This window comes from Halomonas sp. 113 (assembly GCF_904067645.1).
In the GTDB taxonomy this organism is placed as follows: domain Bacteria; phylum Pseudomonadota; class Gammaproteobacteria; order Pseudomonadales; family Halomonadaceae; genus Vreelandella; species Vreelandella titanicae.
The window spans coordinates 4,358,273-4,379,047 of the sequence record NZ_LR881453.1 but is presented as its reverse complement, the minus strand read 5'-3'; the positions used below and the strand labels follow the sequence as shown (position 1 = coordinate 4,379,047).

The following is a 20,775-nucleotide window of genomic DNA, read 5'->3' as shown; positions in this document are numbered from 1 at the left end:
CTAGGATGGCTGTTTGCATCTTTGTTTGTCTTCGGAGTTCCGGCGGTTCTGGTGTGTATCATCAGTCGATGCATTGGCTTTTTCAGGCTATTGATAAAGCGATAGCCTGGGGACGATAACCATTTGATGGGATTACCTCGATACCGAGGTAATCCTCTTTCATATTATGAATATCCCCGACCTAACACCTGCCTAAAGCACTCACTCAATAGCGGAGTAAGGGTTTTCTGCCATTAAGAAAGCGCGTAAGTCGGCTTTTTGAGAGTGGCTATGCAGCCACTCGCTCACGTCACAGGCTTTTTGGTAGTCAGAATCACCAAACTTGCTGCGATACAGCTGCTCAAAGGTGTCACTGGTTTTTTCCTGACGTATCCGCTTTTGCCAGGTGTCTGTCAGTATGCTGTTCAGATTGCCCGCAAGTCCTTCGGCGACCAGCATTTCCCACTCGCCTTTATTCAGCCAAACGCCGCCTACCCGCGCGCTATAGTCGATCCTATGAGCATTATCTTTGGCGATTCGAAACTTGCTCATAATGCCGCCGGTCACTGGGCAAATAAGTGCGCCTACGGTATCTTCCACCTCAATGCTTTCAACGCAAATATCCTCAAACACATGTTCGGGATGACGTTCTTTCCAGCTAATGTAATCTTCAATCAAGATCCAATTGCCGCCGCAATTGTCGCAAGTATGACTACGGAAAAGAGCATCCAGAAAGCTGGGGACTAGTTTCCCTGCTGGCATGCGGTACATTTCATCGGCGCGTTCCTAGTGTTAAGTTTATGATATCTTTCTCATATACAAAAGTTGTCACAAAGATTAATTAAGAGCAAGCTATCACGCCGAGTAATTGACTCTTAAAACTTAACCGACGCCTGAAGGCTGACTTCCAGCGGGTCGCCGACCACTACCCGTGTGCTGCCACCGCTTGAGGGGTAGTAAGTAGTATCGAACAGGTTCTTGGCGTTGAGCTGCAGGTGCAGGTTGTCGCCTAGCCAAGGGGTATCCCAGCCGATAAACGCATCGGCGACGGTGTAGGCGTCTAGCTGGAAACTATTGTCGGCATCGCCTTCGCGCTCACCCACGTAGCGTACCCCGCCGCCCAAGCGCCAGTTGCCCATTTCCGGGCCGGTATTCAGGTCGTGAGCCAAGTAAAGGCTTGCGGTGTGGCGTGCGGCGTTGGTTAGCCGGTTACCTTCGGTACCTTCGGTATCTTTCAACACCTCGGTATCGGTATAGGCGTAAGCGCCTAACAGCGAAAGCTGATCGGTCAACTGGCCGGAAACCGTTAGCTCCACACCCCGGGAGCCCGCTTCGCCTACCGTGCGGGTGACGCCGTTGTCGGAGACGGCCACATTCTCCTTGCGGATATCAAATAGCGCAGCGGCTAACGAGAGCTGGTCGTTCCATAGGTGTTTGACGCCGATCTCACTGCCCATACTGTGCTCAGGATCCAGCGTCTTGCCCGTATCGCTGTCGGCGCCATTGGGCACAAAGGCTTCGCTATAGCTGGCATAAACCGACGTATCCGGAGTCAGGCGATGCAGCAGGCTGACCGACGGCAGGAAAATATCGTCGCTGATATCGGTGGCGGTCACGAAGGGGCGGCCACGGCCACCAAACTGCTCATAGCGGGTATAGCGCCCGCCTAGCCCCAGCGTCCAGCGGTCGTTGAAGTGCCAACGGTCATTGAGATAAACGCCGGTCGTATTAATCTCATCCAAGCGGTTGCTTCGCGAGGTGTTAAGGCGATCTCTATCCAGATTAAGACCGCCGTAGCTCATATCATAAATATTCTGGTCGGTGACCGCCGAGCCGCGATACACATCGCCCACGTAATCCCGGCGGCGTTCGTGATCAATCCCGACAGTCAGGTCGTGGCGCATGCCGGCCAGAGTGGCGGTACCGGTGGTATCCCAGGCGGTGTATTGCACACGGCGGTCAAAGCCGTAGTTGGCGTCTGCACGGCGGGTTAGTGCGCCGGTGTCTTCATTCACACGCAATACCCGCGGTTGGCCATCGCTGTACTGGCGGCGGTTCCAGCCGTAGGTCAATCTTGTCGACCAGTCGTCGTTGATATCCTGCTCCCACCAGGCGGTGACCGCTTCGTCGTGACCAAATACCCGCGACCAGGGTTCATCGAAACGGCGGTCATTGGGTACCTTGGCGGGTTCACCGTCGACAATCACCGTGCCGCGATCCAGGTCCAGGTCGTAGTCGCGATACTCATAGGAGATCTGCGCGCGACTGTCGTTGCCTTCCCAGCGTAGCGAGGGGGCAACGATAGTGCGTCGATTGTTACCGAAGGCTCGAAAGGAGTCTTCATCTTCATGGTGGACGATAAAGCGGAAGGCAAGCCCGGTATCGGCAAGTGGGCCAGTGACATCGACGCTGGCATTGCCGCCACCCAAGGAGGTGGCTTCGGCGCTGATTTCGCGCTGCCACTCGTACTCCGGGCGTTTGGTCACCAGGTTGATCACCCCGCCAGGATCCTGCTGGCCTTGAAAGAGTGAGGCTGGCCCCTTGAGTACTTCTACATGGTCTACCGTTGCCATGGAGAAGGTGCCCCGGGGCTGGCGAATGCCGTCGATCAACGTCGAACCATCGCTGTTGCTGCCAAAGCCGCGTTTGATATAGCCATCCTCGGTGCCCCCCATATTGTTGCCTTCGGTGACCCCCGCAACCATCGCCATCGCCTCAGTGAGGCTGTCGATATTATGATCGGCCATCACCTGGGCGGTGACCGTCTCTACGGTGCGGGCTTCTTCCAGAAACGACACCGGCTGTTTGCTGGCCAAACTAGAACGCTGGGCACGATAACTCTGCGGGGCCACGTCAGTGAGGCGATCCGAAGTGACGATCAGTGTTTCTGAAACTGTTTCTGAAGTAGTCTCGTTGGCTTGTTGCGCGAAGGCATATGGCAGCGGGTTCAGTAGTAGCAGCGGCGAAAACAGTGCAATGGTTCGAGAACGGCGCATGGGCGGTATAGATCCTTTTTGTCGTCAGTGGGTGGAATGAGCAAGCGTTATTGCGCGTTGAGTGCGCCCCAGAAATGTCCCTCGCGGCTTAGCGCTGGTGGGGCGGGCAGCAGCGCGTCGAAGGTAGCGGCCGGGTCGAGGACGGCGAAGCGTTCGGGGTAGAGCCATTGGGCAATGCGTTCTAGTGCCACAATGGCAAAGGGGCCTTGGTGGAAGCCGTGCCACAGCGCGTAGAACTGACCTTGCTGAACGGCGTCGAGATGCTGCCAGCCGGGCAGTTCGTGGCTAAGCGAGCGCAGGTCTTGGGCAATCTCTGCATCGCTAACCCCAAGCCCCACGCTGATACCATCCCCCGCTGCCCACTGCCCCGCGGTATTGATAACGACGTCGGGCGGGTGGCTCAGTACCCATTCGTTGCTTAGCGTCGCCGAAGCGCCGGGGGTTAACGCATCGGCGATATTCTCGCCGCCTGCCCGTGCGACCAGGTCGGCCAGCCCGTTTCTTAAATTGGTACGGCAGCAGTCAACTTTTACTCCAGGGGCGACATTGATCAGTACCCTGGGCGGTTCAGTGGGATGCTCTGTCAACCTCAGCTCTGCCAAACCCTGGTCGATACGCGCCAAGCGCTGTTCAATCAGAGAGATCATACGATTGGCCCGTGGCGTCGCGTTTAATGCCTCACCTAAAAGAGCCAGGCTTTTGGGCGTGTTTTCCAATGGGTGACGGTTAAAGTCTATAAACAGGTAGGCAATACCCAACTCGTCGAGTAGCTGCGCCAAAGGGGAGCCTTCAACGCTGCTGGCACGTGAGAGATCAAACAGCACCAGATCCGGGGCCAGATTCAGTAGCGCTTCGCTATCGAGCTGAGGGGTTGGCGCGTGTGAAAGCGTAGGCAACTGGGCAAGCGCGGGCCACTGGGTAGTAAAACGCTGGGCCATGGAAGGGTCGAACACGGCCAACGGATAGGCCCATCCCGCCAAGTGTTCGGTCGGGTTATCCAGTAAGGTGGCCAGTGCATAGAGCTGGCGCGGCTGGGTAAGAAATAGCCGTAATGGCGGTGCTGAAAGCGTTACCTGGCGCCCGGCGAGATCGGTAAGTTGTTTGGGAAAGCCCGCCTGTGAACCGGCTGCCCAACAAGCGGTAGTGCTTAACAGACTGATCCAACACAACAGATTGATAGCCAGGTGGCGCATTGGGTTATCCTGGATTGACGTCGCTAAATGGAGTGCGCAGTTTGCTCACTGACGCGATCGCTAAGCACAATTGGCCGCCCCAACGAGCATTGCTCGACCCGTGACTCGACCCCGTAGGCGGCGTGCAGTACGTCGGGGGTAATCACCGTGTGAGGGTCGCCGGCAGCCAACAGACCACCGTTGCCAAACAGCAGCACTTGGTCGCAGAAGCGCAGGGCCAGATTGATATCGTGGATAGCCATCAGGCAGACCGACTGCCGTTCCGCAATCACTGTGCGCACGGTATCGATCAGTGCCAGCTGCCAACGCAAATCCAGCGCACTGGTGGGCTCATCCAGCAGTAACAGCGCCGGTTGACGGGCAATCGCCTGGGCCAGACCCACCATCTGGCGCTGACCGCCGGAAAGCTCGCTTAGCGGGCGTAAGGCTAGCGGTCGAATGGCCAGCGCATCGAACACACGCTCAATCAATGCCTCAATCGCCGCGCGGCTTAAATCGGGGCGCACCGCACGGCAGGCGCTGAGCACCGCTTCATAAGCGACTAACGTGGTGGCCTGAGGGAGCATTTGCGGCAAATAGCCCACATGGCGCATCCGCGCTGCGCCGCTGAGGGTGGCGAGGTCGATATCGTTGAGCTGCATTCGCCCGCTGGCCGGTTGTAAGCCCGCGATAGCTTTTAACAGGGTCGATTTACCCACCGCATTGGGCCCCAGCACCGCGACCAGCGAACCGGGGGGCAGTGTGGGCAGGCTTAGCTGGTCGAAGACGCGCCGTTTGCGATAACCGGTCGTGAAGTTGCTGAGCGTAAAACCTGCCTTCATCGTGCTCGCCCCTGCATCATGATCAATGCCATAAAGAAGGGGATACCCACCAGCGAGGTCACCAGACCCACGGGAAGCACCAACCCATCGACCAGCGTTTTACTGGCGATAGAGGCAAGCGAAAGCACCAACGCCCCGGCCAGGGCGCTGCCTGGCAAGTAAAAGCGGTGATCTTCACCCAGCGCCAGCCGGGCCATATGTGGGCCGACTAACCCGATAAAGCCAATAGTGCCCACAAACGCGACCGCCGCAGCGGCAAGTAAACTCACCCGCAGTAGCGAGATAAGCCGCAGGCGTTCAACCGCAATGCCGAAGCTGCGCGCGTGTTCATCACCCGAGCGTAGTGCCGTCATCGCCCAGGCGCTGCGCAGCGAGAAGGGCAGGCAAACAGCCAACACGGCTGCCACGATGCCCACCGTCTCCCAAGAAGCACGGGACAGGCTGCCCATCGTCCAGAACACTAACTGCTGTAACGCATCGGGGCTGGCGATGAGCTGCAAAAGCGCGACCAGTGCATTCAGTACAAAGACCAGCGCAATACCGAATAGCACGATAATCTCACGGCTGGCCCCGTAGAGGCGCGACAGCGCATTGATGGTCAAAATCGACGCCGCCGCAAACACAAACGCCATCAAGGCGGTGGCGTAGTGGGCATTCAAGCCAAACAGGGAAAAGTTGAAGACAATCACCAGCGATGCGCCGAGGGTGGCCGCTGCGCCCACACCGAGGGTAAACGGACTAGCCAGGGGGTTATTCAGCACCGTTTGCATTTCCGCACCGGCCAAGCCCAGGGTGGCGCCTACCAGTACCGCCATTAACGCCGCAGGCATGCGGATCTCCCAGACAATGGCCTGCTGAATCGGGCCTTGAGCATGGGCATCAAACAACAGCGCGATTAAATCAGCCATTGGGATGTGTGCAGGGCCACTGGCGATATCAGCCAGCAGGGAGATTGCCAAAGCGATAGCTAACCCTGCGACAATCAGCAAACGGGTAACAATAAAGCGCCGATAGCTGGATGCCAACGGCGCAATAAGTGGCGAAGAGGCGGGCATTATAAAGGTGATTCCAAGTGTGAAGCGAAGGAAACAAGAGGAGTCTTATTTGCGACTAACACTCATTCTTGATTGTATTTTCATCTTTTAGTCGTAGTCTTGTCAACTGTAGGGAGACCTAGCGCCACCTGATTGCGGTGGTGCTTCCTCTATGCTCTATTGAAGCGCTAGGATCTGTCTGAAAACTGGCTGCGCTCGACCATACGGCGTTAAAAATCGGCTCAAAGTACTCATTTACACCATGTAAACTCCGTCTTTTCGTCGATTTTTGCCTTGTCTGACCTTCGCTCGCCGACTTTTCAGACAAAGCCTAGGCTTTATTAAATCGATACGCTTTATTTAAGCAGCTTTTGGCATACACTTACTTTTTGTTACATACAAATATAAAGGAGCTCATCATGACTGATATAGCCGCTTTGCTTGGCAGTGACGCCGAGAGTTTGCTTAATCACACGTGCCAGGGCGTACCCCGTGAGAGCTTGCACCTGCCGGGCCCAGACTTTATTGACCGTGTGATGGCGGATAGCGACCGCAGCCCAGCGGTGCTGCGCAATATGCAGAGCTTGTTTAATCACGGTCGTTTGGCGGGCACTGGCTACCTTAGCCTATTGCCGGTAGATCAGGGCATTGAACATTCGGCAGGCGCCTCTTTTGCTCCTAACCCACGCTACTTCGACCCGGCCAATATCGTTGAGCTGGCACTCGAAGGTGGTTGTAACGGCGTGGCATCGACGCTGGGCGTGTTGTCATCGGTGGCGCGGCGTTATGCCCACAAAATCCCGATGATGCTCAAGCTTAACCATAACGAAACGTTGAGCCATCCGGCGATATACGATCAGACGCTATTTGCTGATGTAGACCAGGCCCACGACATGGGGTGCGTGGCGGTGGGGGCGACGATTTACTTTGGCTCCCATGAGAGCCGTCGGCAAATCATGGAGATTAGCGAGGCCTTCGAGCGCGCTCACCAATTGGGAATGGTAACGGTCTTGTGGGCTTATTTACGCAATCCAGCCTTCAAGCAGGACGGTACTGATTATCACGCCTCCGCCGACCTCACCAGCCAAGCTAACCATATGGCCGCAACCCTCAAGGCGGATATCGTTAAGCAGAAACTGCCTGAGAACAACGGCGGTTACCGTGCAGTAGGCTTTGGCCATACTCACGACAATGTCTACAGCGAGCTAACCACTGACCACCCCATTGATTTGGCCCGCTACCAGGTTGCCAACTGCTTTATGGGCCGCGCGGGTTTGATTAATTCCGGCGGGGGCTCCAAGGGGCATTCTGATCTCGGCGAAGCGGTGCGCACGGCGGTGATCAATAAACGTGCCGGTGGTATGGGCTTGATCTCAGGGCGTAAGGCCTTCCAGAAACCCATGCAGGAAGGCGTTGAGCTGCTGCATGCGATTCAGGATGTCTATCTCTCTACCGATATTACGGTTGCCTGATGGCTGGCAGTTGGCTAAGCGTAGGCCCTTAAGTGAGCACTAACAAACTTGATGAATATTAATTAATATTAAATAATCGTCCTATTGAGATGTTTAAAACGGCATACGCTTAAAGGAGCTATATCATGAGTGGAAAGCCAGCAGCACGTATTACTGACCTTACCGCGTGCCCTATCCCAGGGCACGGTACAAACCCACTAGTCAGTGGCTCGCCTGATGTTTTTTACGATAGCTTGTCTGCCGCAAGGTTAGACGATAAATCTGCTTGCGGCAGTCCTATTACTCACGAAGTCTCGTCCACCGTATTCGTCAACGGTAAGCCAGCCGCTGTCCTGAGCAGTGTGGGTGCCCACGGTAATGAAGTCATCACCGGATCGGGGACGGTCATCATCGGTAAGTAGTGGTGTCTGCCGCCATTGATCGGAGCGCTGACGGCCGTAAAAAAAGCCTCAAAAATTGCCATACAGACCCTTGAAAATCGACTGACCGCTCCTATTTTTTACATCGTAGAGGCTGCTTCTGTGGGTTGCGTAAGAGGCTGCCTCTTATGACAATTCTCACAGTCTGCTTAACGTAGGAGGTGTTCGATATGTTCGATGATCTCAAGCGTTTTGAAACCGGCTCGCCTCGGCAGTTTGACTGGTTTAGTCAACTGTTGGACGGCTTCTTCCCCGATGGCAATGCGATGGATATTCGTGCGGTGCCGCGGGGTAGTTTCCCGATGATCAATGTGGCGCGTAGCGATGATGCCGTGCGTGTGTATGTGTTTGCTGCGGGGTTGGCACACTCTGATCTGACCATTGATATTCAAGACAATGTGCTGACGCTACGTGGCAAGCGAGACTCTGTGACGAGTGGTAATGAGGATGGCAGCTCGCGCCCGGTATTTCGCCGAGAGCGCGCCAGCGGTGAGTTTGTAAGGGCGATTGCACTCCCCGATGGCTTAGATGCCGAGCGGGCAGAGGCACGCCATGCCCATGGTGTGTTCGAGATCGTGTTGCCTAAACGCGAAGAACTCAAGCCGCGGCGTATTGATGTTCAGGCGGCGTAAATCATGTTTGTTAACCTTGTATAAGGAGGGATAAATCATGAATAACGTTGTTCGTTCATCCAACCACTCCCCGCTTTTACAGCGTGGCGAGGAGCAACCTTCTCAAGAAACCCTGCTGCCAGCGGTGGATATCATTGAAGAGTCCAATGCGCTCAAACTGGTGGCAGATATGCCTGGCGTTACTAATGAAACGCTGAAAATAGAGCTCGACAACAACGTGCTGAGCTTGGAAGGTGAGATAGCGCTAAATATGCCCGAAGGGCTGAGCGCGCTGCACGCCGAGGTTCGCGGCCAGCGTTTTGCGCGGCGTTTTAACCTCAGTCACGAAGTGGACAGTGATGCCATTACCGCCACTCTCGTCAACGGCGTATTGACGCTAACGCTGCCCAAGAAAGACAGCCACCGCACGCGCCGTATAGAAGTGCAGGCGGCTTGAGGCCTGGTCTCCGAGTACAAACTGAGCGAAAAGCCGAGTGTCCGCTAAATAGCGGGCACTCTTTTTTGTGAGGCGGTTGGCTATCGTTCCAGGTAAAACTCGCCTTTGCCCACCACTTTTGCGTTACCGCCCACCGTCACAAGGCCGGGCTTGACCTCGCCATTGGCAGCGGTATGGATAACGCTGGGCCGCCCCATTTCGACACCCTGATGAATTTTGCAGTGCAAGGTGCCTGGTTGCAGTGATGCCAAATAGCCGGTTAAGGCCGCTGCAGCGCTGCCGGTAGCGGGGTCTTCGCAAATGCTGGAATGCATACAAAACATGCGGCTGTGAACTACCGTTTCTGCCCCGCCTTGTTGTTCAATCACATACAGGTAAATCTGGACGGCACTGCTAGACATAACAGCACTTGCCCAAGCCGTCGTAGAAATACGCACGCCCTCTAACGCTGCCACGTCAGTGAGTTCGATCAAATGAAAGGGGAGCCCGAAGGAGGCAATCACCGGATCACCCTTCACCTGATGGATGTCCAATCCCAGCAGCTCAACGGCAGTGGTGCGGTCAATAGTGCTGTCTGTGATCATGGCGGGTTGGGCGGTCTTAAACGTTGCCCTATCTTGTTCATACTTAACCACTAGCTTTCCGATGGAAGGGTGGAGCACAACACCTTGCTCGCGGTTCACTAAATCCAGTTCCCTGAGCAGATGCGCAGTGCCTACCGTGGGGTGGCCTGCAAAAGGTAGTTCACGAGTAGGCGTAAAGATCCGCATCGGGTAGTGATTCGGTTCAGTGGCAGAACTTAAAAACACCGTTTCGGCTAGGTTAAGCTCATTTGCCAGCGCCTGCATGGTACTGGCTGCCAACCCATCAGCCTCTAGAAAGACGGCCAATGGGTTGCCGGTAAACGGCTGGTCGGTAAAGACATCGAGTAGGTAATACTCAGCGGTTGTCACAATTTCCTCCTTCACGTAGTGAATGATGCCAAAACGGTTTACGGCCCTCTTTTCTCGCCTGTTCGCGGGTGATGCCGATATCATCAAGTAGCCGATCATCCAATGTCAGCAGGTGGCGTCGGCTACGACGGTAGTGATGGTACTGCTGTAGTTGATAGCGCAACTGGTAACGAAGCTGGGTGAGGCTGAAGCGTGGCATGGCTAATCCTCCGTGTTATATGCCCAACCAGATTACTCAGTGCTATCATTTGAATACAGATATAGAGTTTACTGTTTTTAGGATACAGAAAGGCGTGTTATACCTCTGTATGGTCGCTGGTCAGGGCATCTGTATCGTTATCAGGCTGTATAGGGGGATGAGTGTCATGACACGCTATGAAGAGGTCGCTGGCATTTTGCGGGAGCGTATCGAGCACGGTATTTACCGTGTAGGCGATCGGTTGCCGTCTATTCGCGCGGTGTGCCAGGAGCTGGACGTTAGCATTTCGACGGCTCAGGAGGCCTACCGCCAACTAATGGACGTTGCATTGATCGAGTCTCGACCAAAATCGGGCTATTTCGTGCTGCCTAGCCGCGTGCCATCGGTGCTGCCGTCGGTCTCACGACCCGCACAGCGCCCGCTGGATATTTCCCAATGGGATCAGGTGCTGGAGCTTGTCGCCACTCAGCGTGATGACGTTCGGCTGCTTTTGGGGCGCGGCATACCGAATTTTGATTATGAGACGCTGCGACCGCTGTCGAAGATACTCGCTGGACTTCATCGTAGTAACGACCTGCATGGGTTCAACTACGACAAGTTGAACGGTAGCCCTGAGCTTCGCCAACAGGTGGCACGGCTGGCCATCGCCTCCGGCTGCCTGCTGCACCCGGATGACATCATGGTGACCACCGGCTGTCAGGAGGCGCTGGCCATCGCGCTGCGCACCCTTACCCAGCCCGGCGATGTGGTGGCCGTGGACTCACCCAGCTTTTACGGCACCATGCAGATACTCAAGGCCAACGGCTTAAAAGCGCTGGAGATACCCACCGACCCACAAACCGGCATCAGTCTGGAAGCCCTGGAGCTAGCGTTAGAGCAGTGGCCAATCCGCGCGATACAGGTCACGCCCACTTACAACAACCCGCTGGGTTACACCATGCCTGAAGCACGCAAGCGGGCGCTGTTTCAGCTTGCTCAACGCTTCGATGTAGCCATTATCGAAGACGATATCTACGGCGACTTGTCATTTAGTCTGCCAAGACCGCGCACCGTGAAATCCTTCGATGACGACGGGCGCGTAATGCTGTGCAGTGGCTTTTCTAAAACCGTGGGGCCTGGGTTACGGGTGGGCTGGCTGGCGCCAGGGCGCTACCGTGATCAGGCACTGCATATGAAGTATGTCTCCACCGGTGCTTCAGCCACGCTGCCGCAGCTGGCAGTGGCGGAATTCGTCGCCAAAGGGCACTACGAGCGCCACGTCCGTTACGCCACCCGCCAATATCAGCGTCAGCGCGATATCATGATCAGTTGGATTCAGCGCTACTTCCCCAAGGGCGCGGGTATTAGCTACCCCCAAGGCAGTTTTTTGCTATGGGTAGAGCTACCCGCCGCGGTGGACTGTGTGAAGCTCAATCAGCGCTTAGCGCAGCATGCTATCCATGTAGCGCCGGGATCACTGTTTTCAGCTTCGGGCAAGTTTCGTCAATGCCTACGCCTGAACTATGCGTTCACGTTAACACCCAGCATCGAAAACGCCGTGCGCACCGTGGGTGAGCTAGCCACCGAAATGGTGGAGGAAGCTCAGACGCATGCGACAAGCGTTATCTAAGTTCACGTCTAAACCGCAACCTTGAGCATTTATCTTTATCCATATTAGGCCATGGAAATTCATCCGCTATGTTCGAGGTACCCATGCGTCGTCATGCTCTAACCTATCGCGCGTTCGGAAGGCCGCTTGAAACATTGAACGTGGAAACCGCGGAAGTTCCACGTTTGGTTGAGGGCAAGCTCAGGGTGAGAATGTTATGTGCTCCAGTGAACCCGTCTGATCTGATACCTATCAGCGGTGCTTACTCGCACCGTATAACGCTTCCCGCGGTCGCCGGCTACGAAGGAGTGGGGCGCGTTATTGAGGCACCTAGACAGTATGCCTCTCTGATCGGAAAGCGAGTGCTCCCATTACGAGGCGAGGGCACTTGGCAGACGATTCTAGATTGTGATGCTGCACTCGCAGTACCTGTCCCCGATACCATTTCTGACGCCGTTGCCGCACGGGCCTACATTAATCCCTTGGCTGCCCTGACCATGCTTGAGACTTGGCCTGTCGAGGGAAAACGTGTTCTTCTCAGTGGAGCGGGTTCCAATTGCGCTGACTATCTTGGGGCGTGGGCATATCAGCACGGCGCCAGGGAGGTTATCGGCATATACCGCTCCGAGAGTAGAGTTGCCCGGCTGGAAAAGCTCGGTATTAAACCGGTATCGATTCAGGATATGTCCCTGACCTCGCGTGTGGCCCGTAAGTCTGACGTGGTGTTCGACGCTTTAGGGGGGCCAGTTGCGGCAAATATATTGCAACTCATGGCACCGGAAACGACATTTATCGCCTACGGGTTATTGACGGGACAGGCGATTCAAGTGGATTCGAAACCCAGGGCTCTCTATAGGAAGTTTCATTTGCGCGACCCTTTGTCCAGGGTGTCCGCGGAAGCTTGGCAGCAAAAATTCTTGGCTATCTGGGGGCTTTTAGACCAGTCAGCGATGCCTGATTATCAAGTGTTTCCAGGTCAGGACTGGCGGCAAGCTGTCGAGAGGGCGCTTTGCCCGAGTGGCCAGAAAGTGCTTCTGGACTTGTCCACTCTTGGGCAATGAAAGCTGCTTTATGTCAGATCCATAAACGGATTGTAGGCGACTTCCCAGTAATGACCTTCTGGGTCGCGAAAGTAACCGGAATAACCACCCCAGAATACCTCTTCCCCAGGCTTTATAAGCTCTGCGCCGGCGGCAACCGCTTGTTCAAGCACTTGGTCAACGGCCGCTTGGCTGGCGACATTATGAGCCAACGTTATACCGCTGAAACCGCTCGGTGCATCATCAGCAATGCCGATATCTCTGGACAGCGCTTCACGTGGGAAAAGTGATAGCCAGGCCCCCTCCATTTTGAAAAAGGCAACTTCCTCGCTGTCCGTTTCATGCTCCGGCAGGCCCAGACCTTCACGATAAAAACGGATGGCGCGTTGCAGGTCATGTACACCAAGGGTGATCAGACTGATTTTCGGCTTCATGAGGTGATCCTAATAGATAGCTTTAGCCGGGTCGCTGAAACTGCTGCCGCGACTGCTCTACGCGTTCGCGTGTAATGCAGTTTAGCGAGTGGTCGTTGAGCAGCCCCATTGCCTGCATAAAGGCAAAAGCGGTGGTGGGGCCGAAGAATTTCCAACCGCGCTTTTTCAGTTCTTTCGCCATTGCTACGGATTCGGGCGAGGTGGTCTGAGTCTGTGGTGTCGCTAATTCGGTCGGCTCATAGCGCCAGAAAAAAGCGGCCAAAGAGCCTTCTTGCTCAACCATTTCCTTTGCACGTTGGGCGTTGTTGATGGTCGCTTCGATTTTTCCGCGGTGGCGAATAATGCCTGCATCTTGGAGTAAACGCTGCACATCATCTTCATTAAAGCTGGCGACTTGATGGAAGTCGAAGCGGTGAAAAGCGGCGCGAAAGTTGTCGCGTTTATTAAGAATCGTGCGCCAGCTTAAGCCCGATTGAAAGCTCTCTAAGCAGAGCTTCTCGAATAGCCGCTGATCATCGTCTACCGGGAAGCCCCACTCATTATCGTGATAGGGCAGAAACTCTGCCGCGCCGCCACACCACTTGCAGCGGGGATGCCCATCGGGGGCGATAAAATCGTTGTCCATCAACTGCTCACCTATTAATTGAACCACTCTTGGGCAGTACGCCACAGGCATATGCCGATGAAATAAATCGATGTAATCCCCCACCCCCATAATGCCCAGGCGGCGTGCTCGGGGCTGGAGAGTACTAACGATGTTATACATGCGCACCATACGAGTGTGACGGTGATATTGAGCGGCATGAACTGGCGCACCCGAAAGGGGTGGAGGAATTTCATATTAGTCACGGTGAGGATGGCCAGAAAGGTGATAGCGGCAAAGGTGATAAAAGGCGGGAAATCGAGAATATAGAAATAGGCTGCGGCGATATTCCAGGCGGCAGGAAAGCCAACGAAGTAATTATCCTGGCTTTTCATATCAACATTGCAGAAACAGAACATCGATGAAAGCAAAATAATGAATACTGAGAGCAGTGCAAAATTGGGCGGCAACTCAATAAAGTAGTAGATGAAAAGGGCAGGGATAAAGGCCCAGGTCAGGTAATCAATCACCATATCGAGTGTTGAACCATCGAAATGGGGCAGTATGGCCTTCACTTCATACTTGCGGGCCAGAGTGCCATCGATTCCATCGATCATCATCGCGGCCCCTAACCAGAGCAGGCAGGCGACTGGATTATTGTCGACCAGAGCGAGCAGCGCCATGGTGCCGAGTAGCACGCCGCTGGCGGTAAATATGTGCACGCTCCATGCCTTCCATATCGAGGTGCGGGATTCTGTGTGCGAAGAGAGAAATTGAACCACATTAACCCCATTGGGAACGTGGGTCCCCTTTAAATTGAATTTATAAATAAGCCTGTAAAGAAAGATACACTACTACAAGAATGCTTCCAGAGAATATGTCGGAAGCCTATCCTGTGATGACGTGATTGATACTGGACTTCACACGCTATGCATTCACTAATGGTGTAAGCGCCGCCATGCCTCACTTAACCACTCACCTGCGTTCATTAGTTCGCTTTCAGTCGAGCCCGCATAGCCAAGCACTAACCCAGGGCGCTTATTTTTGGAAAGGTAATAGCGGGAAAGTGGAGAAAGCGTAATGCCTGCTTCACTGGCACGCTTAACGAGCATCTCTTCTTCCTCGATAGTATCGAGTTCAGCTAATAGATGCATACCCGCATGGCCGTCAGAAAGCCGAAGCCCAGCGGCCACTGCAGGCGTTAATGCCGTGCGTAAACACGCTTGTCGCTGACGATAAGCGGTCCGCATACGGGCGATGTGGCGAGTAAAATGCCCGCTGGTAATGAATTCAGCAAGCGCCGATTGCACGGGATAGTTACCTTCACGGTGCAGTCGGGCATGGGCACGTCTGAAGTCATGGGCAAGTGTATCAGGCAGCACCAAATAGCCTAAGCGTAAGCCGGGATAGAGCACTTTACTAAAGGTACCTACATAAATAACCGATGCCTGTTCGGCAAGACCCTGTAGAGAGGGCGTTGGTGGCGTGCCGTAACGAAATTCGCTGTCGTAATCGTCTTCAATGATCCAACTGCCGGTGCGAGAAGCATGCTCAAGTAATGCCAGTCGCCTGGGCACTGGCATGGTCACGCCGCTGGGATATTGGTGGGAGGGTGTCGCGTAAATTAGCCGAGGTGCTGGCGCATTCTCAGGGGCAAGTGAAGGGTTTAACCCTTCTTTATCGACGGGGATGGGCGTTACCGTTAATCCTGACGCCAGAAAACAGGCCTGGGCGCCACCGTAACCCGGCTCCTCCATCCAAACCGAATCCCCATGATCGGTGAGTAGTTGGGTAATCAGTTCAAATGCCTGCTGGGCGCCTTGGGTAATCACAATCTGTTCTGGTTGGCAGCGCACCGCGCGGGAGAGTCTTAGATAGTCACAAAGAGCCGCTTTGAGTACAGGTAGACCACCGCTGGTTTGATAATCCATCCATGCCATTTCCGCGTGATAATAGTGACGCCGTAAAAGGCGCTGCCACTGCTCGCGGGGAAACAGGTCGAGCGCCGGGACGCCTGGGGCAAAGGCGCGATGGTCGTGGCTCAACGTTCCGCTGAGTGTTAATAGCTTGTTACCCCGGCTTGAGTAGCGAACAGGCAAAGGTGGTGGAAGCTCTGCTCGGGTTAACAGCGCGGGGAGGTTCGCCACATAGAGCCCCGCTCCCTGGCGGGCAATCAGTAACCCTTCCGCCAGTAGCCGATCCATGGTGGCCAGCACCGTATTACGGCTAATACCCAAAGCGCGAGCCAAGTAGCGGGAAGAGGGGAGCGCATCGCCAGCCGTCAGCTCACCGTGTTGAATCCACTCCTTAAGCGAGCAGTAAAGCTGCTGAACAAGCGTGGCTGCTTCATTCGCAGTTAGCCTTAGCGCTAGCGCCTCCGCAATCCAGTCGCTGGCAGCGTCACGTCTTTTCACTGGTTCCCTCAATTTAGCGATAAGTGGCTCTTTATCATAGACCACTATGACGGCAAGCTGTGTTGAATCACCACTCAAAGGGAGCAGTCGTTATGGTTAATGTTCGTTCGGCGGTACTCAATGACTTAGAGCCTCTTAGCGCATTACTTGATGGCTATCGTCAGTTTTATAAGCAACCGACTGATATTCAGGCGGCGCGTGATTTTTTAGATCAGCGCATGGGGTTAGGGGATTCATTCATTCTGGTTAGCGAGAATAGCGAAGGCATGCTCACGGGGTTTGTGCAACTTTACCCAGGTGTTTCCACGGTGGGCTTAAATGCCCGCTGGACGCTAAATGACCTCTTTGTGCTGCCCAATTACCGTGATAAAGGCACCGGAAGGGCATTAATGGAAGCCGCCACCCAGCTTGCCCATGATCACGGCGTTGTACGTTTGATATTAATGACCCAGGTAGAGAACGAACGCGCCCAACACCTTTATGAATCATTGGGCTGGCAGCGTAATACGGCGTTTTACGGTTATTTGTTGGATATCAAATAAGGGGCAAACGATGACTAACGAGCATCAGTCTGCGGTGCTGGCGTTTCCGCCTGCTAAACCCGCCACAATGGCCGCCGCGATGTACGATAAGCTCTGCTATCACACGGATGCCTGGGATGTGGCGCAGGACTTGGCCAATGGTATTGCAGGTATTGTGGTGATCGATACCCGCAGCTTTGAACACTACTGCGCCGGGCATATTCCAGGGGCAATAAGCTTGCCGCATAAGGAGATGACGCCGGAACGCTTAGCTGGGCTGGATAATACCCTTGTTTACATCACTTACTGCGACGGTATTGGCTGTAACGGCTCAACTAAAGGCGCCTGGAAACTAGCGAGCGCAGGGCTGCAGGTAAAAGAATTGCTCGGAGGGTTGGATTTTTGGCGTCGTGATCAACACCTCATCGAAACAGGTGAACAACAGGGAAGTTTAATAAATGCAGAGCCTGTGGCATGTGGGTGTTAGCTTAGTAATGGTAGCGACAGGCAATGATAGTGAGAGTGGATTCATCGACGGCATAAATCAGACGATGCGAGTCGTCGATGCGTCGTGACCAGAAGCCAGAGAGGTTTTCCCTTAGGGGCTCAGGTTTTCCAATGCCCTCAAAGGGAGAACGCTGCGTATCTAAGATAAGTTTATTGATGCGCTTTAAGGTCTTTTTATCCTGCCCCTGCCAATAGAGGTAGTCGCTCCAAGCTTCGTTAGTCCAACATAGTAAGCGGTTACTCATCCATTAGCTCTCTTGGTTGAGCTTGCCCTGCACGGTATTGAGCAATGGACTTGTTTAAGTGCTCTGCGTTAGCAGGTGAGCGCATCAAGTAAACGGTTTCCATAAGGCTGTTATAGTAGTCAAGTGACATGACCACTGCATCTTCTGCGTCGCGGCGGGTGATAATCGTGGTATCGGCATCATTGACCACACCGTCCAGTACGCCTTTTAGACCATTACGCGCTTCGGTAAACGATATAACACGCATATTTTATATCCTGTACAGTGAGTGGTACAAGTATAGCGCTCTACTTCAATATGTACAGTATTAAGGAAGCTCTGAAAAAGTCACTGCCATCAGTGATAATACGGCTATCGTCAACTGCATAGGATTCAGTGCTGCCATGGATCAAATCACCTTCTCCGAAGCCGAGTACCAGAACAAGAAGAGAAAGACTCGCCGCGAACTCTTTCTGGAGCGGATGGACAAGCTGATCCCCTGGACGCAGCTGGAGAAGAAGATAGCCCGTTATTACCCCAAGGGCGAGAGCGGGCGGCCTCCGTATCCGTTGTCTGCCATGCTCCGCGTCCATTGCATGCAGTTGTTTTACAACCTGAGCGATCCGGCCATGGAAGACGCCCTCTACGAGATCGAGTCCATGCGCCAATTCGCCGGTTTGAAACTAGACCGATTGCCGGACGAAACCACGATTCTCAAGTTTCGCCATTTTCTGGAACACCACGGCCTTGGCAAGGTGCTGTTCCAGGAAGTGAACAACCACCTAGAGAAAAATGGCCTGATGCTGCGCGAAGGGAGCATTGTCGATGCCACTATCATCTCTGCGCCTAGTTCCACCAAAAACAAAAAAGGCGAGCGCGATCCGGAAATGCACCAGACTAAAAAAGGTAGCTCTTGGCACTTTGGCATGAAAATGCATATAGGTGTCGACGATAAGCTTGGGTTGATTCACAGCATCGAGACCACGGCTGCCAATGTCCATGACATTGTGCCTGCCGATAAGCTCCTTCACGGTGAAGAGCAACGCGTCTTCGGTGATGCCGGTTACCTGGGTATTCAAAAACGCGACGAGCACAAGCACCGCAACGATATCTCTTGGTATATTGCCAAACGGCTTGGCACCCGCAAGAAGCTAGATGCCAGGCGACAGAAAGTCGAAAACATCAAAGCCAGTATCCGTGCCAAGGTGGAGCACCCTTTTCGGTACATCAAACAAGTTTTTGGTTATGGCAAGGCTCGCTATCGTGGACTGGCCAAAAACACTCAGCGCCTGCACTTGCTGGCGGCGTTCAGCAACCTGCTGATCAGTGAGAAATACCTATGGGAATAGGGCGATTGCGCCCCTTTCCCGCTCAATGAGCGGGAAAGGGGCAAAAATACACAAAGAAAGGGAGAAGAGTGTCTGAATTTTCGATTTTTTGTCGGCTCAAGTAAGCGTTGATGAATATCGGCAGTTATTCAGACCTTCCTTAAAGACATCTTGAGTAGTGAGATGCTTGTGGGTTACTCCACCTTCTCCGGCAGCTTGCACACATCCACCCACTTGGCATTGACCAGCTCGGCCAATCGCTTGGGGCTTAGGCGTACGGCGCTAGTGGGCGAACCAGCGGCGGGCAGCACTTCGTCATAGGCGTGGAGCGATTCATCGCAGTAAACCGGCAGGTCGGTGGCGAGGCCAAAGGGACAAACGCCGCCAACCGGGTGGCTGGTGAGTTCCATCACCGTCTCGGCGTCAAGCATTTTGGCCTTGCCGCCGAAGGTATCGCGAATTTTGCGGTTGTCGATACGCGCATCGCCACTGGCCACAATGAGTAGCGGTTTGTCACCGACTTTGAACGCTAGGGTTTTGGCAATTTGACCTGGTGCTACGCCATGGGCATCAGCGGCAAGTTGTACCGTGGCAGTACTGGTTTCAAGCTCTTCGATGTTTACATCCGGCGCGTGCTCGGCAAAAAACTGGCGAACGGTTTCGATGCCCATCTTGGATTTCCTCGGTCATTAACATTCGTCGGTAACATTAGACGGTTCAATGACTAATCTAACGTGCCTTTGGTAGATTAGCCAAGCCACTGGGGCGTGGTGATTTTGGCAGGCTCGCGCTGCATGATGATCTCGCCGTGACGTACGGAAAGCAGCACTTCGCCTTGAGTGCGCAGCACACTGTAGTCATCCTCGCCCTCCAACAGGTTGAAGCTGGCGGGTTTGCCGACCTCGATGCCGTAACGCTCTTCAATATTGAGCGTGCGGGCGCTGTTATCGGTAATTAGTGAAAGCGCCTGGCTGAAGTCCTGATAGCCCATCATTTGGCAGATATGCAGGCCAAAATCCAGCGTTCGCAACAGCTTGCCATTCCCCAAGGAGTACCAGGGATCGAAGATGGAGTCCTCGGCAAAACAGACGTTAATGCCCGCTGCGTTGAGCTCCTTCACACGTGTCACGCCACGCCGCTTGGGGTAAGTGTCAAAGCGCCCCTGCAGGTGAATACTTTCGGTGGGGCAGGAGACAAAGTTAATACCCGAGCGTTTTAGCAGCAGAAACAGCTTGGAGCAGTAAGCGTTGTCGTAGGAGTGCATTGCTGTGGTGTGGCTAGCGGTCACGCGGCTGCCCAAGTCATTAAACAGTGCCTCGCAGGCCAATACTTCGAGAAAGCGCGAGTTGGGGTCGTCAATCTCGTCACAGTGCACATCCACCAGGCGGTCGTACTTGATCGCCAATTCGATCACTCGCTTCATGGAGGCCACGCCCAGCTCACGGGTGTATTCGAAGTGGGGGATGCCGCCCACCACATCGGCGCCGATCTCTAGTGCCTCCTCCATCAGCCGATCGCCGCCTGGGTAAGAGAGCAGGCCATCTTGAGGGAAGGCGACTACCTGAATATCAATTTTATCTTTTAACTCGTCGCGCAAGGCGCACAGGGTTTTAAGCCCAATCAGGCTAGGGTCGCTGGTGTCGGCGTGGGTGCGCACAAACTGAACGCCGTTGCCGATTAGCAGGTTTAGGGTTTTAAGCGCGCGCTCGCGAATATCCGCTTCGGTGAGCATAGGCTTACGCTCGCCCCAGCGCTCAATGCCTTCAAACAGCGTGCCGCTCTGGTTCCAGCTTGGTTCACCGGCGGTGAGGGCGGCGTCCAGATGAATGTGTGGCTCAATAAAAGGCGCACAAACGAGCTTAGCGCCCGCATCGATCTGCCCTTCGCTCGCTGTTTGTGGTGCGTCTTGCACGGTAATTGACGTGAATGTGCCGTTCTCAATCTCAAGTCGGTAAAGCTCAGGGCGCTGGCGTAGGCGGGCGTTGATAATTTGCATGCTCAT

The 20,775-nt window shown here is 54.4% G+C and carries 24 protein-coding genes; 9 read left to right on the top strand and 15 right to left on the bottom strand.

What is annotated here, in order from left to right:
• Positions 1–201 precede the first annotated feature (201 nt).
• The 5 genes from YERSI8AC_RS20555 to YERSI8AC_RS20535 form a co-directional block, all read right to left on the bottom strand.
• A complete protein-coding gene (locus YERSI8AC_RS20555) occupies positions 202–741 on the bottom strand; it encodes a TFIIB-type zinc ribbon-containing protein (protein WP_236557368.1) in 540 nt (179 codons plus the stop codon).
• Between the two features lie 113 nt (positions 742–854).
• Complete coding sequence (locus YERSI8AC_RS20550) at positions 855–2,975, bottom strand: TonB-dependent siderophore receptor (RefSeq protein ID WP_159177423.1); 2,121 nt, start codon at positions 2,973–2,975, stop codon at positions 855–857.
• A gap of 47 nt (positions 2,976–3,022) precedes the next feature.
• Positions 3,023–4,168, bottom strand: coding sequence for an ABC transporter substrate-binding protein (locus YERSI8AC_RS20545; RefSeq protein ID WP_159177422.1), 1,146 nt, complete (start codon positions 4,166–4,168; stop codon positions 3,023–3,025).
• Between the two features lie 23 nt (positions 4,169–4,191).
• Positions 4,192–4,989 carry an ABC transporter ATP-binding protein gene (locus YERSI8AC_RS20540; RefSeq protein ID WP_159177421.1) on the bottom strand — a complete coding sequence of 266 codons (798 nt, stop codon included), beginning with the start codon at positions 4,987–4,989 and terminating at the stop codon, positions 4,192–4,194.
• Positions 4,986–6,044 (bottom strand): FecCD family ABC transporter permease, encoded by a 1,059-nt coding sequence (locus YERSI8AC_RS20535; RefSeq protein ID WP_159177420.1) that lies wholly within the window; start codon positions 6,042–6,044, stop codon positions 4,986–4,988. The genes YERSI8AC_RS20540 and YERSI8AC_RS20535 overlap by 4 nt, the downstream gene beginning before the upstream one ends.
• Positions 6,045–6,442: 398 nt before the next feature.
• Between YERSI8AC_RS20535 and YERSI8AC_RS20530 the strand changes: the two genes are divergently transcribed.
• The 4 genes from YERSI8AC_RS20530 to YERSI8AC_RS20515 all read left to right on the top strand — a co-directional run bounded on the left by YERSI8AC_RS20530 (position 6,443) and on the right by YERSI8AC_RS20515 (position 8,982).
• Complete coding sequence (locus YERSI8AC_RS20530; protein WP_022521743.1) at positions 6,443–7,495, top strand: class I fructose-bisphosphate aldolase; 1,053 nt, start codon at positions 6,443–6,445, stop codon at positions 7,493–7,495.
• Positions 7,496–7,620: 125 nt separating this feature from the next.
• On the top strand, positions 7,621–7,896 hold the full coding sequence (locus YERSI8AC_RS20525) for a PAAR domain-containing protein (protein WP_082116848.1): 276 nt from the start codon (positions 7,621–7,623) through the stop codon (positions 7,894–7,896).
• Between the two features lie 188 nt (positions 7,897–8,084).
• Positions 8,085–8,546, top strand: coding sequence for an Hsp20/alpha crystallin family protein (locus tag YERSI8AC_RS20520; RefSeq protein WP_022521744.1), 462 nt, complete (start codon positions 8,085–8,087; stop codon positions 8,544–8,546).
• Between the two features lie 37 nt (positions 8,547–8,583).
• On the top strand, positions 8,584–8,982 hold the full coding sequence (locus tag YERSI8AC_RS20515; protein WP_022521745.1) for an Hsp20/alpha crystallin family protein: 399 nt from the start codon (positions 8,584–8,586) through the stop codon (positions 8,980–8,982).
• A gap of 80 nt (positions 8,983–9,062) precedes the next feature.
• Here the strand turns inward: YERSI8AC_RS20515 and YERSI8AC_RS20510 are convergent, their stop codons facing one another.
• Positions 9,063–9,935 carry a PhzF family phenazine biosynthesis protein gene (locus tag YERSI8AC_RS20510; protein ID WP_159177419.1) on the bottom strand — a complete coding sequence of 291 codons (873 nt, stop codon included), beginning with the start codon at positions 9,933–9,935 and terminating at the stop codon, positions 9,063–9,065.
• The gene (locus YERSI8AC_RS20505) at positions 9,922–10,134 is read right to left on the bottom strand and encodes a DUF1127 domain-containing protein (RefSeq protein ID WP_022521747.1); all 213 of its coding nucleotides are present in this window, start codon (positions 10,132–10,134) and stop codon (positions 9,922–9,924) included. Before YERSI8AC_RS20505 ends, YERSI8AC_RS20510 begins: the two co-directional genes overlap by 14 nt.
• 166 nt (positions 10,135–10,300) lie before the next feature.
• Here YERSI8AC_RS20505 and YERSI8AC_RS20500 point away from each other — a divergent pair, with 166 nt between their 5' ends.
• Both YERSI8AC_RS20500 and YERSI8AC_RS20495 read left to right on the top strand, forming a co-directional pair.
• On the top strand, positions 10,301–11,743 hold the full coding sequence (locus YERSI8AC_RS20500; RefSeq protein WP_022521748.1) for an aminotransferase-like domain-containing protein: 1,443 nt from the start codon (positions 10,301–10,303) through the stop codon (positions 11,741–11,743).
• Between the two features lie 68 nt (positions 11,744–11,811).
• Positions 11,812–12,783 carry a zinc-dependent alcohol dehydrogenase family protein gene (locus YERSI8AC_RS20495; RefSeq protein ID WP_159177418.1) on the top strand — a complete coding sequence of 324 codons (972 nt, stop codon included), beginning with the start codon at positions 11,812–11,814 and terminating at the stop codon, positions 12,781–12,783.
• A gap of 8 nt (positions 12,784–12,791) precedes the next feature.
• On the opposite strand, the gene YERSI8AC_RS20490 is transcribed toward YERSI8AC_RS20495, so the two are convergent.
• The 4 genes from YERSI8AC_RS20490 to pdxR all read right to left on the bottom strand — a co-directional run bounded on the left by YERSI8AC_RS20490 (position 12,792) and on the right by pdxR (position 16,193).
• Positions 12,792–13,196 carry a VOC family protein gene (locus YERSI8AC_RS20490; RefSeq protein ID WP_022521750.1) on the bottom strand — a complete coding sequence of 135 codons (405 nt, stop codon included), beginning with the start codon at positions 13,194–13,196 and terminating at the stop codon, positions 12,792–12,794.
• 22 nt (positions 13,197–13,218) lie between these two features.
• Positions 13,219–13,821, bottom strand: coding sequence for a DNA-3-methyladenine glycosylase I (locus YERSI8AC_RS20485; protein WP_022521751.1), 603 nt, complete (start codon positions 13,819–13,821; stop codon positions 13,219–13,221).
• A gap of 14 nt (positions 13,822–13,835) precedes the next feature.
• Positions 13,836–14,519, bottom strand: coding sequence for a phosphatidylcholine synthase (gene pcsA / locus YERSI8AC_RS20480; protein ID WP_342211988.1), 684 nt, complete (start codon positions 14,517–14,519; stop codon positions 13,836–13,838).
• Positions 14,520–14,717: 198 nt separating this feature from the next.
• Positions 14,718–16,193: a MocR-like pyridoxine biosynthesis transcription factor PdxR gene (gene pdxR, locus YERSI8AC_RS20475; RefSeq protein WP_022521753.1), complete on the bottom strand. Its 1,476-nt coding sequence runs from the start codon at positions 16,191–16,193 to the stop codon at positions 14,718–14,720.
• Positions 16,194–16,285: 92 nt separating this feature from the next.
• Here pdxR and YERSI8AC_RS20470 point away from each other — a divergent pair, with 92 nt between their 5' ends.
• Both YERSI8AC_RS20470 and YERSI8AC_RS20465 read left to right on the top strand, forming a co-directional pair.
• On the top strand, positions 16,286–16,735 hold the full coding sequence (locus tag YERSI8AC_RS20470) for a GNAT family N-acetyltransferase (protein ID WP_022521754.1): 450 nt from the start codon (positions 16,286–16,288) through the stop codon (positions 16,733–16,735).
• Between the two features lie 10 nt (positions 16,736–16,745).
• A complete protein-coding gene (locus tag YERSI8AC_RS20465) occupies positions 16,746–17,201 on the top strand; it encodes a rhodanese-like domain-containing protein (protein WP_022521755.1) in 456 nt (151 codons plus the stop codon).
• 1 nt (position 17,202) lies between these two features.
• Here YERSI8AC_RS20465 and YERSI8AC_RS20460 read toward each other — a convergent pair whose 3' ends face one another.
• Together YERSI8AC_RS20460 and YERSI8AC_RS20455 are read right to left on the bottom strand one after the other, a co-directional pair.
• On the bottom strand, positions 17,203–17,466 hold the full coding sequence (locus YERSI8AC_RS20460; protein WP_022521756.1) for a Txe/YoeB family addiction module toxin: 264 nt from the start codon (positions 17,464–17,466) through the stop codon (positions 17,203–17,205).
• Positions 17,459–17,713: a type II toxin-antitoxin system Phd/YefM family antitoxin gene (locus YERSI8AC_RS20455; protein ID WP_022521757.1), complete on the bottom strand. Its 255-nt coding sequence runs from the start codon at positions 17,711–17,713 to the stop codon at positions 17,459–17,461. Before YERSI8AC_RS20455 ends, YERSI8AC_RS20460 begins: the two co-directional genes overlap by 8 nt.
• Before the next feature lie 136 nt (positions 17,714–17,849).
• On the opposite strand from YERSI8AC_RS20455, the gene YERSI8AC_RS20450 reads away from it, so the two are divergent.
• Entirely contained in the window at positions 17,850–18,794 is a 945-nt protein-coding gene (locus tag YERSI8AC_RS20450) for an IS5 family transposase (protein WP_159176486.1), read from the top strand.
• Between the two features lie 173 nt (positions 18,795–18,967).
• Here the strand turns inward: YERSI8AC_RS20450 and YERSI8AC_RS20445 are convergent, their stop codons facing one another.
• Both YERSI8AC_RS20445 and codA read right to left on the bottom strand, forming a co-directional pair.
• Positions 18,968–19,444: a YbaK/EbsC family protein gene (locus YERSI8AC_RS20445; RefSeq protein ID WP_022521759.1), complete on the bottom strand. Its 477-nt coding sequence runs from the start codon at positions 19,442–19,444 to the stop codon at positions 18,968–18,970.
• A 77-nt stretch (positions 19,445–19,521) separates the two neighbouring features.
• Complete coding sequence (gene codA, locus YERSI8AC_RS20440; protein WP_159177417.1) at positions 19,522–20,775, bottom strand: cytosine deaminase; 1,254 nt, start codon at positions 20,773–20,775, stop codon at positions 19,522–19,524.

Bases quoted from the DNA above. Each gene is read 5' to 3' on its own strand.
- YERSI8AC_RS20540 (WP_159177421.1), bottom strand. From the start codon at position 4,989: ATGAAGGCAGGTTTTACGCTCAGCAACTTCACGACCGGTTATCGCAAA.
- YERSI8AC_RS20505 (WP_022521747.1), bottom strand. From the start codon at position 10,134: ATGCCACGCTTCAGCCTCACCCAGCTTCGTTACCAGTTGCGCTATCAA.
- YERSI8AC_RS20550 (WP_159177423.1), bottom strand. From the start codon at position 2,975: ATGCGCCGTTCTCGAACCATTGCACTGTTTTCGCCGCTGCTACTACTG.
- YERSI8AC_RS20555 (WP_236557368.1), bottom strand. From the start codon at position 741: ATGCCAGCAGGGAAACTAGTCCCCAGCTTTCTGGATGCTCTTTTCCGT.
- YERSI8AC_RS20465 (WP_022521755.1), top strand. From the start codon at position 16,746: ATGACTAACGAGCATCAGTCTGCGGTGCTGGCGTTTCCGCCTGCTAAA.
- YERSI8AC_RS20470 (WP_022521754.1), top strand. From the start codon at position 16,286: ATGGTTAATGTTCGTTCGGCGGTACTCAATGACTTAGAGCCTCTTAGC.
- YERSI8AC_RS20450 (WP_159176486.1), top strand. From the start codon at position 17,850: ATGGATCAAATCACCTTCTCCGAAGCCGAGTACCAGAACAAGAAGAGA.
- YERSI8AC_RS20460 (WP_022521756.1), bottom strand. From the start codon at position 17,466: ATGAGTAACCGCTTACTATGTTGGACTAACGAAGCTTGGAGCGACTAC.
- YERSI8AC_RS20455 (WP_022521757.1), bottom strand. From the start codon at position 17,713: ATGCGTGTTATATCGTTTACCGAAGCGCGTAATGGTCTAAAAGGCGTA.
- YERSI8AC_RS20525 (WP_082116848.1), top strand. From the start codon at position 7,621: ATGAGTGGAAAGCCAGCAGCACGTATTACTGACCTTACCGCGTGCCCT.
- YERSI8AC_RS20520 (WP_022521744.1), top strand. From the start codon at position 8,085: ATGTTCGATGATCTCAAGCGTTTTGAAACCGGCTCGCCTCGGCAGTTT.
- YERSI8AC_RS20445 (WP_022521759.1), bottom strand. From the start codon at position 19,444: ATGGGCATCGAAACCGTTCGCCAGTTTTTTGCCGAGCACGCGCCGGAT.
- YERSI8AC_RS20495 (WP_159177418.1), top strand. From the start codon at position 11,812: ATGTTCGAGGTACCCATGCGTCGTCATGCTCTAACCTATCGCGCGTTC.
- codA (WP_159177417.1), bottom strand. From the start codon at position 20,775: ATGAGCATGCAAATTATCAACGCCCGCCTACGCCAGCGCCCTGAGCTT.
- YERSI8AC_RS20530 (WP_022521743.1), top strand. From the start codon at position 6,443: ATGACTGATATAGCCGCTTTGCTTGGCAGTGACGCCGAGAGTTTGCTT.
- YERSI8AC_RS20535 (WP_159177420.1), bottom strand. From the start codon at position 6,044: ATGCCCGCCTCTTCGCCACTTATTGCGCCGTTGGCATCCAGCTATCGG.
- YERSI8AC_RS20500 (WP_022521748.1), top strand. From the start codon at position 10,301: ATGACACGCTATGAAGAGGTCGCTGGCATTTTGCGGGAGCGTATCGAG.
- YERSI8AC_RS20545 (WP_159177422.1), bottom strand. From the start codon at position 4,168: ATGCGCCACCTGGCTATCAATCTGTTGTGTTGGATCAGTCTGTTAAGC.
- YERSI8AC_RS20515 (WP_022521745.1), top strand. From the start codon at position 8,584: ATGAATAACGTTGTTCGTTCATCCAACCACTCCCCGCTTTTACAGCGT.
- YERSI8AC_RS20485 (WP_022521751.1), bottom strand. From the start codon at position 13,821: ATGGACAACGATTTTATCGCCCCCGATGGGCATCCCCGCTGCAAGTGG.
- YERSI8AC_RS20490 (WP_022521750.1), bottom strand. From the start codon at position 13,196: ATGAAGCCGAAAATCAGTCTGATCACCCTTGGTGTACATGACCTGCAA.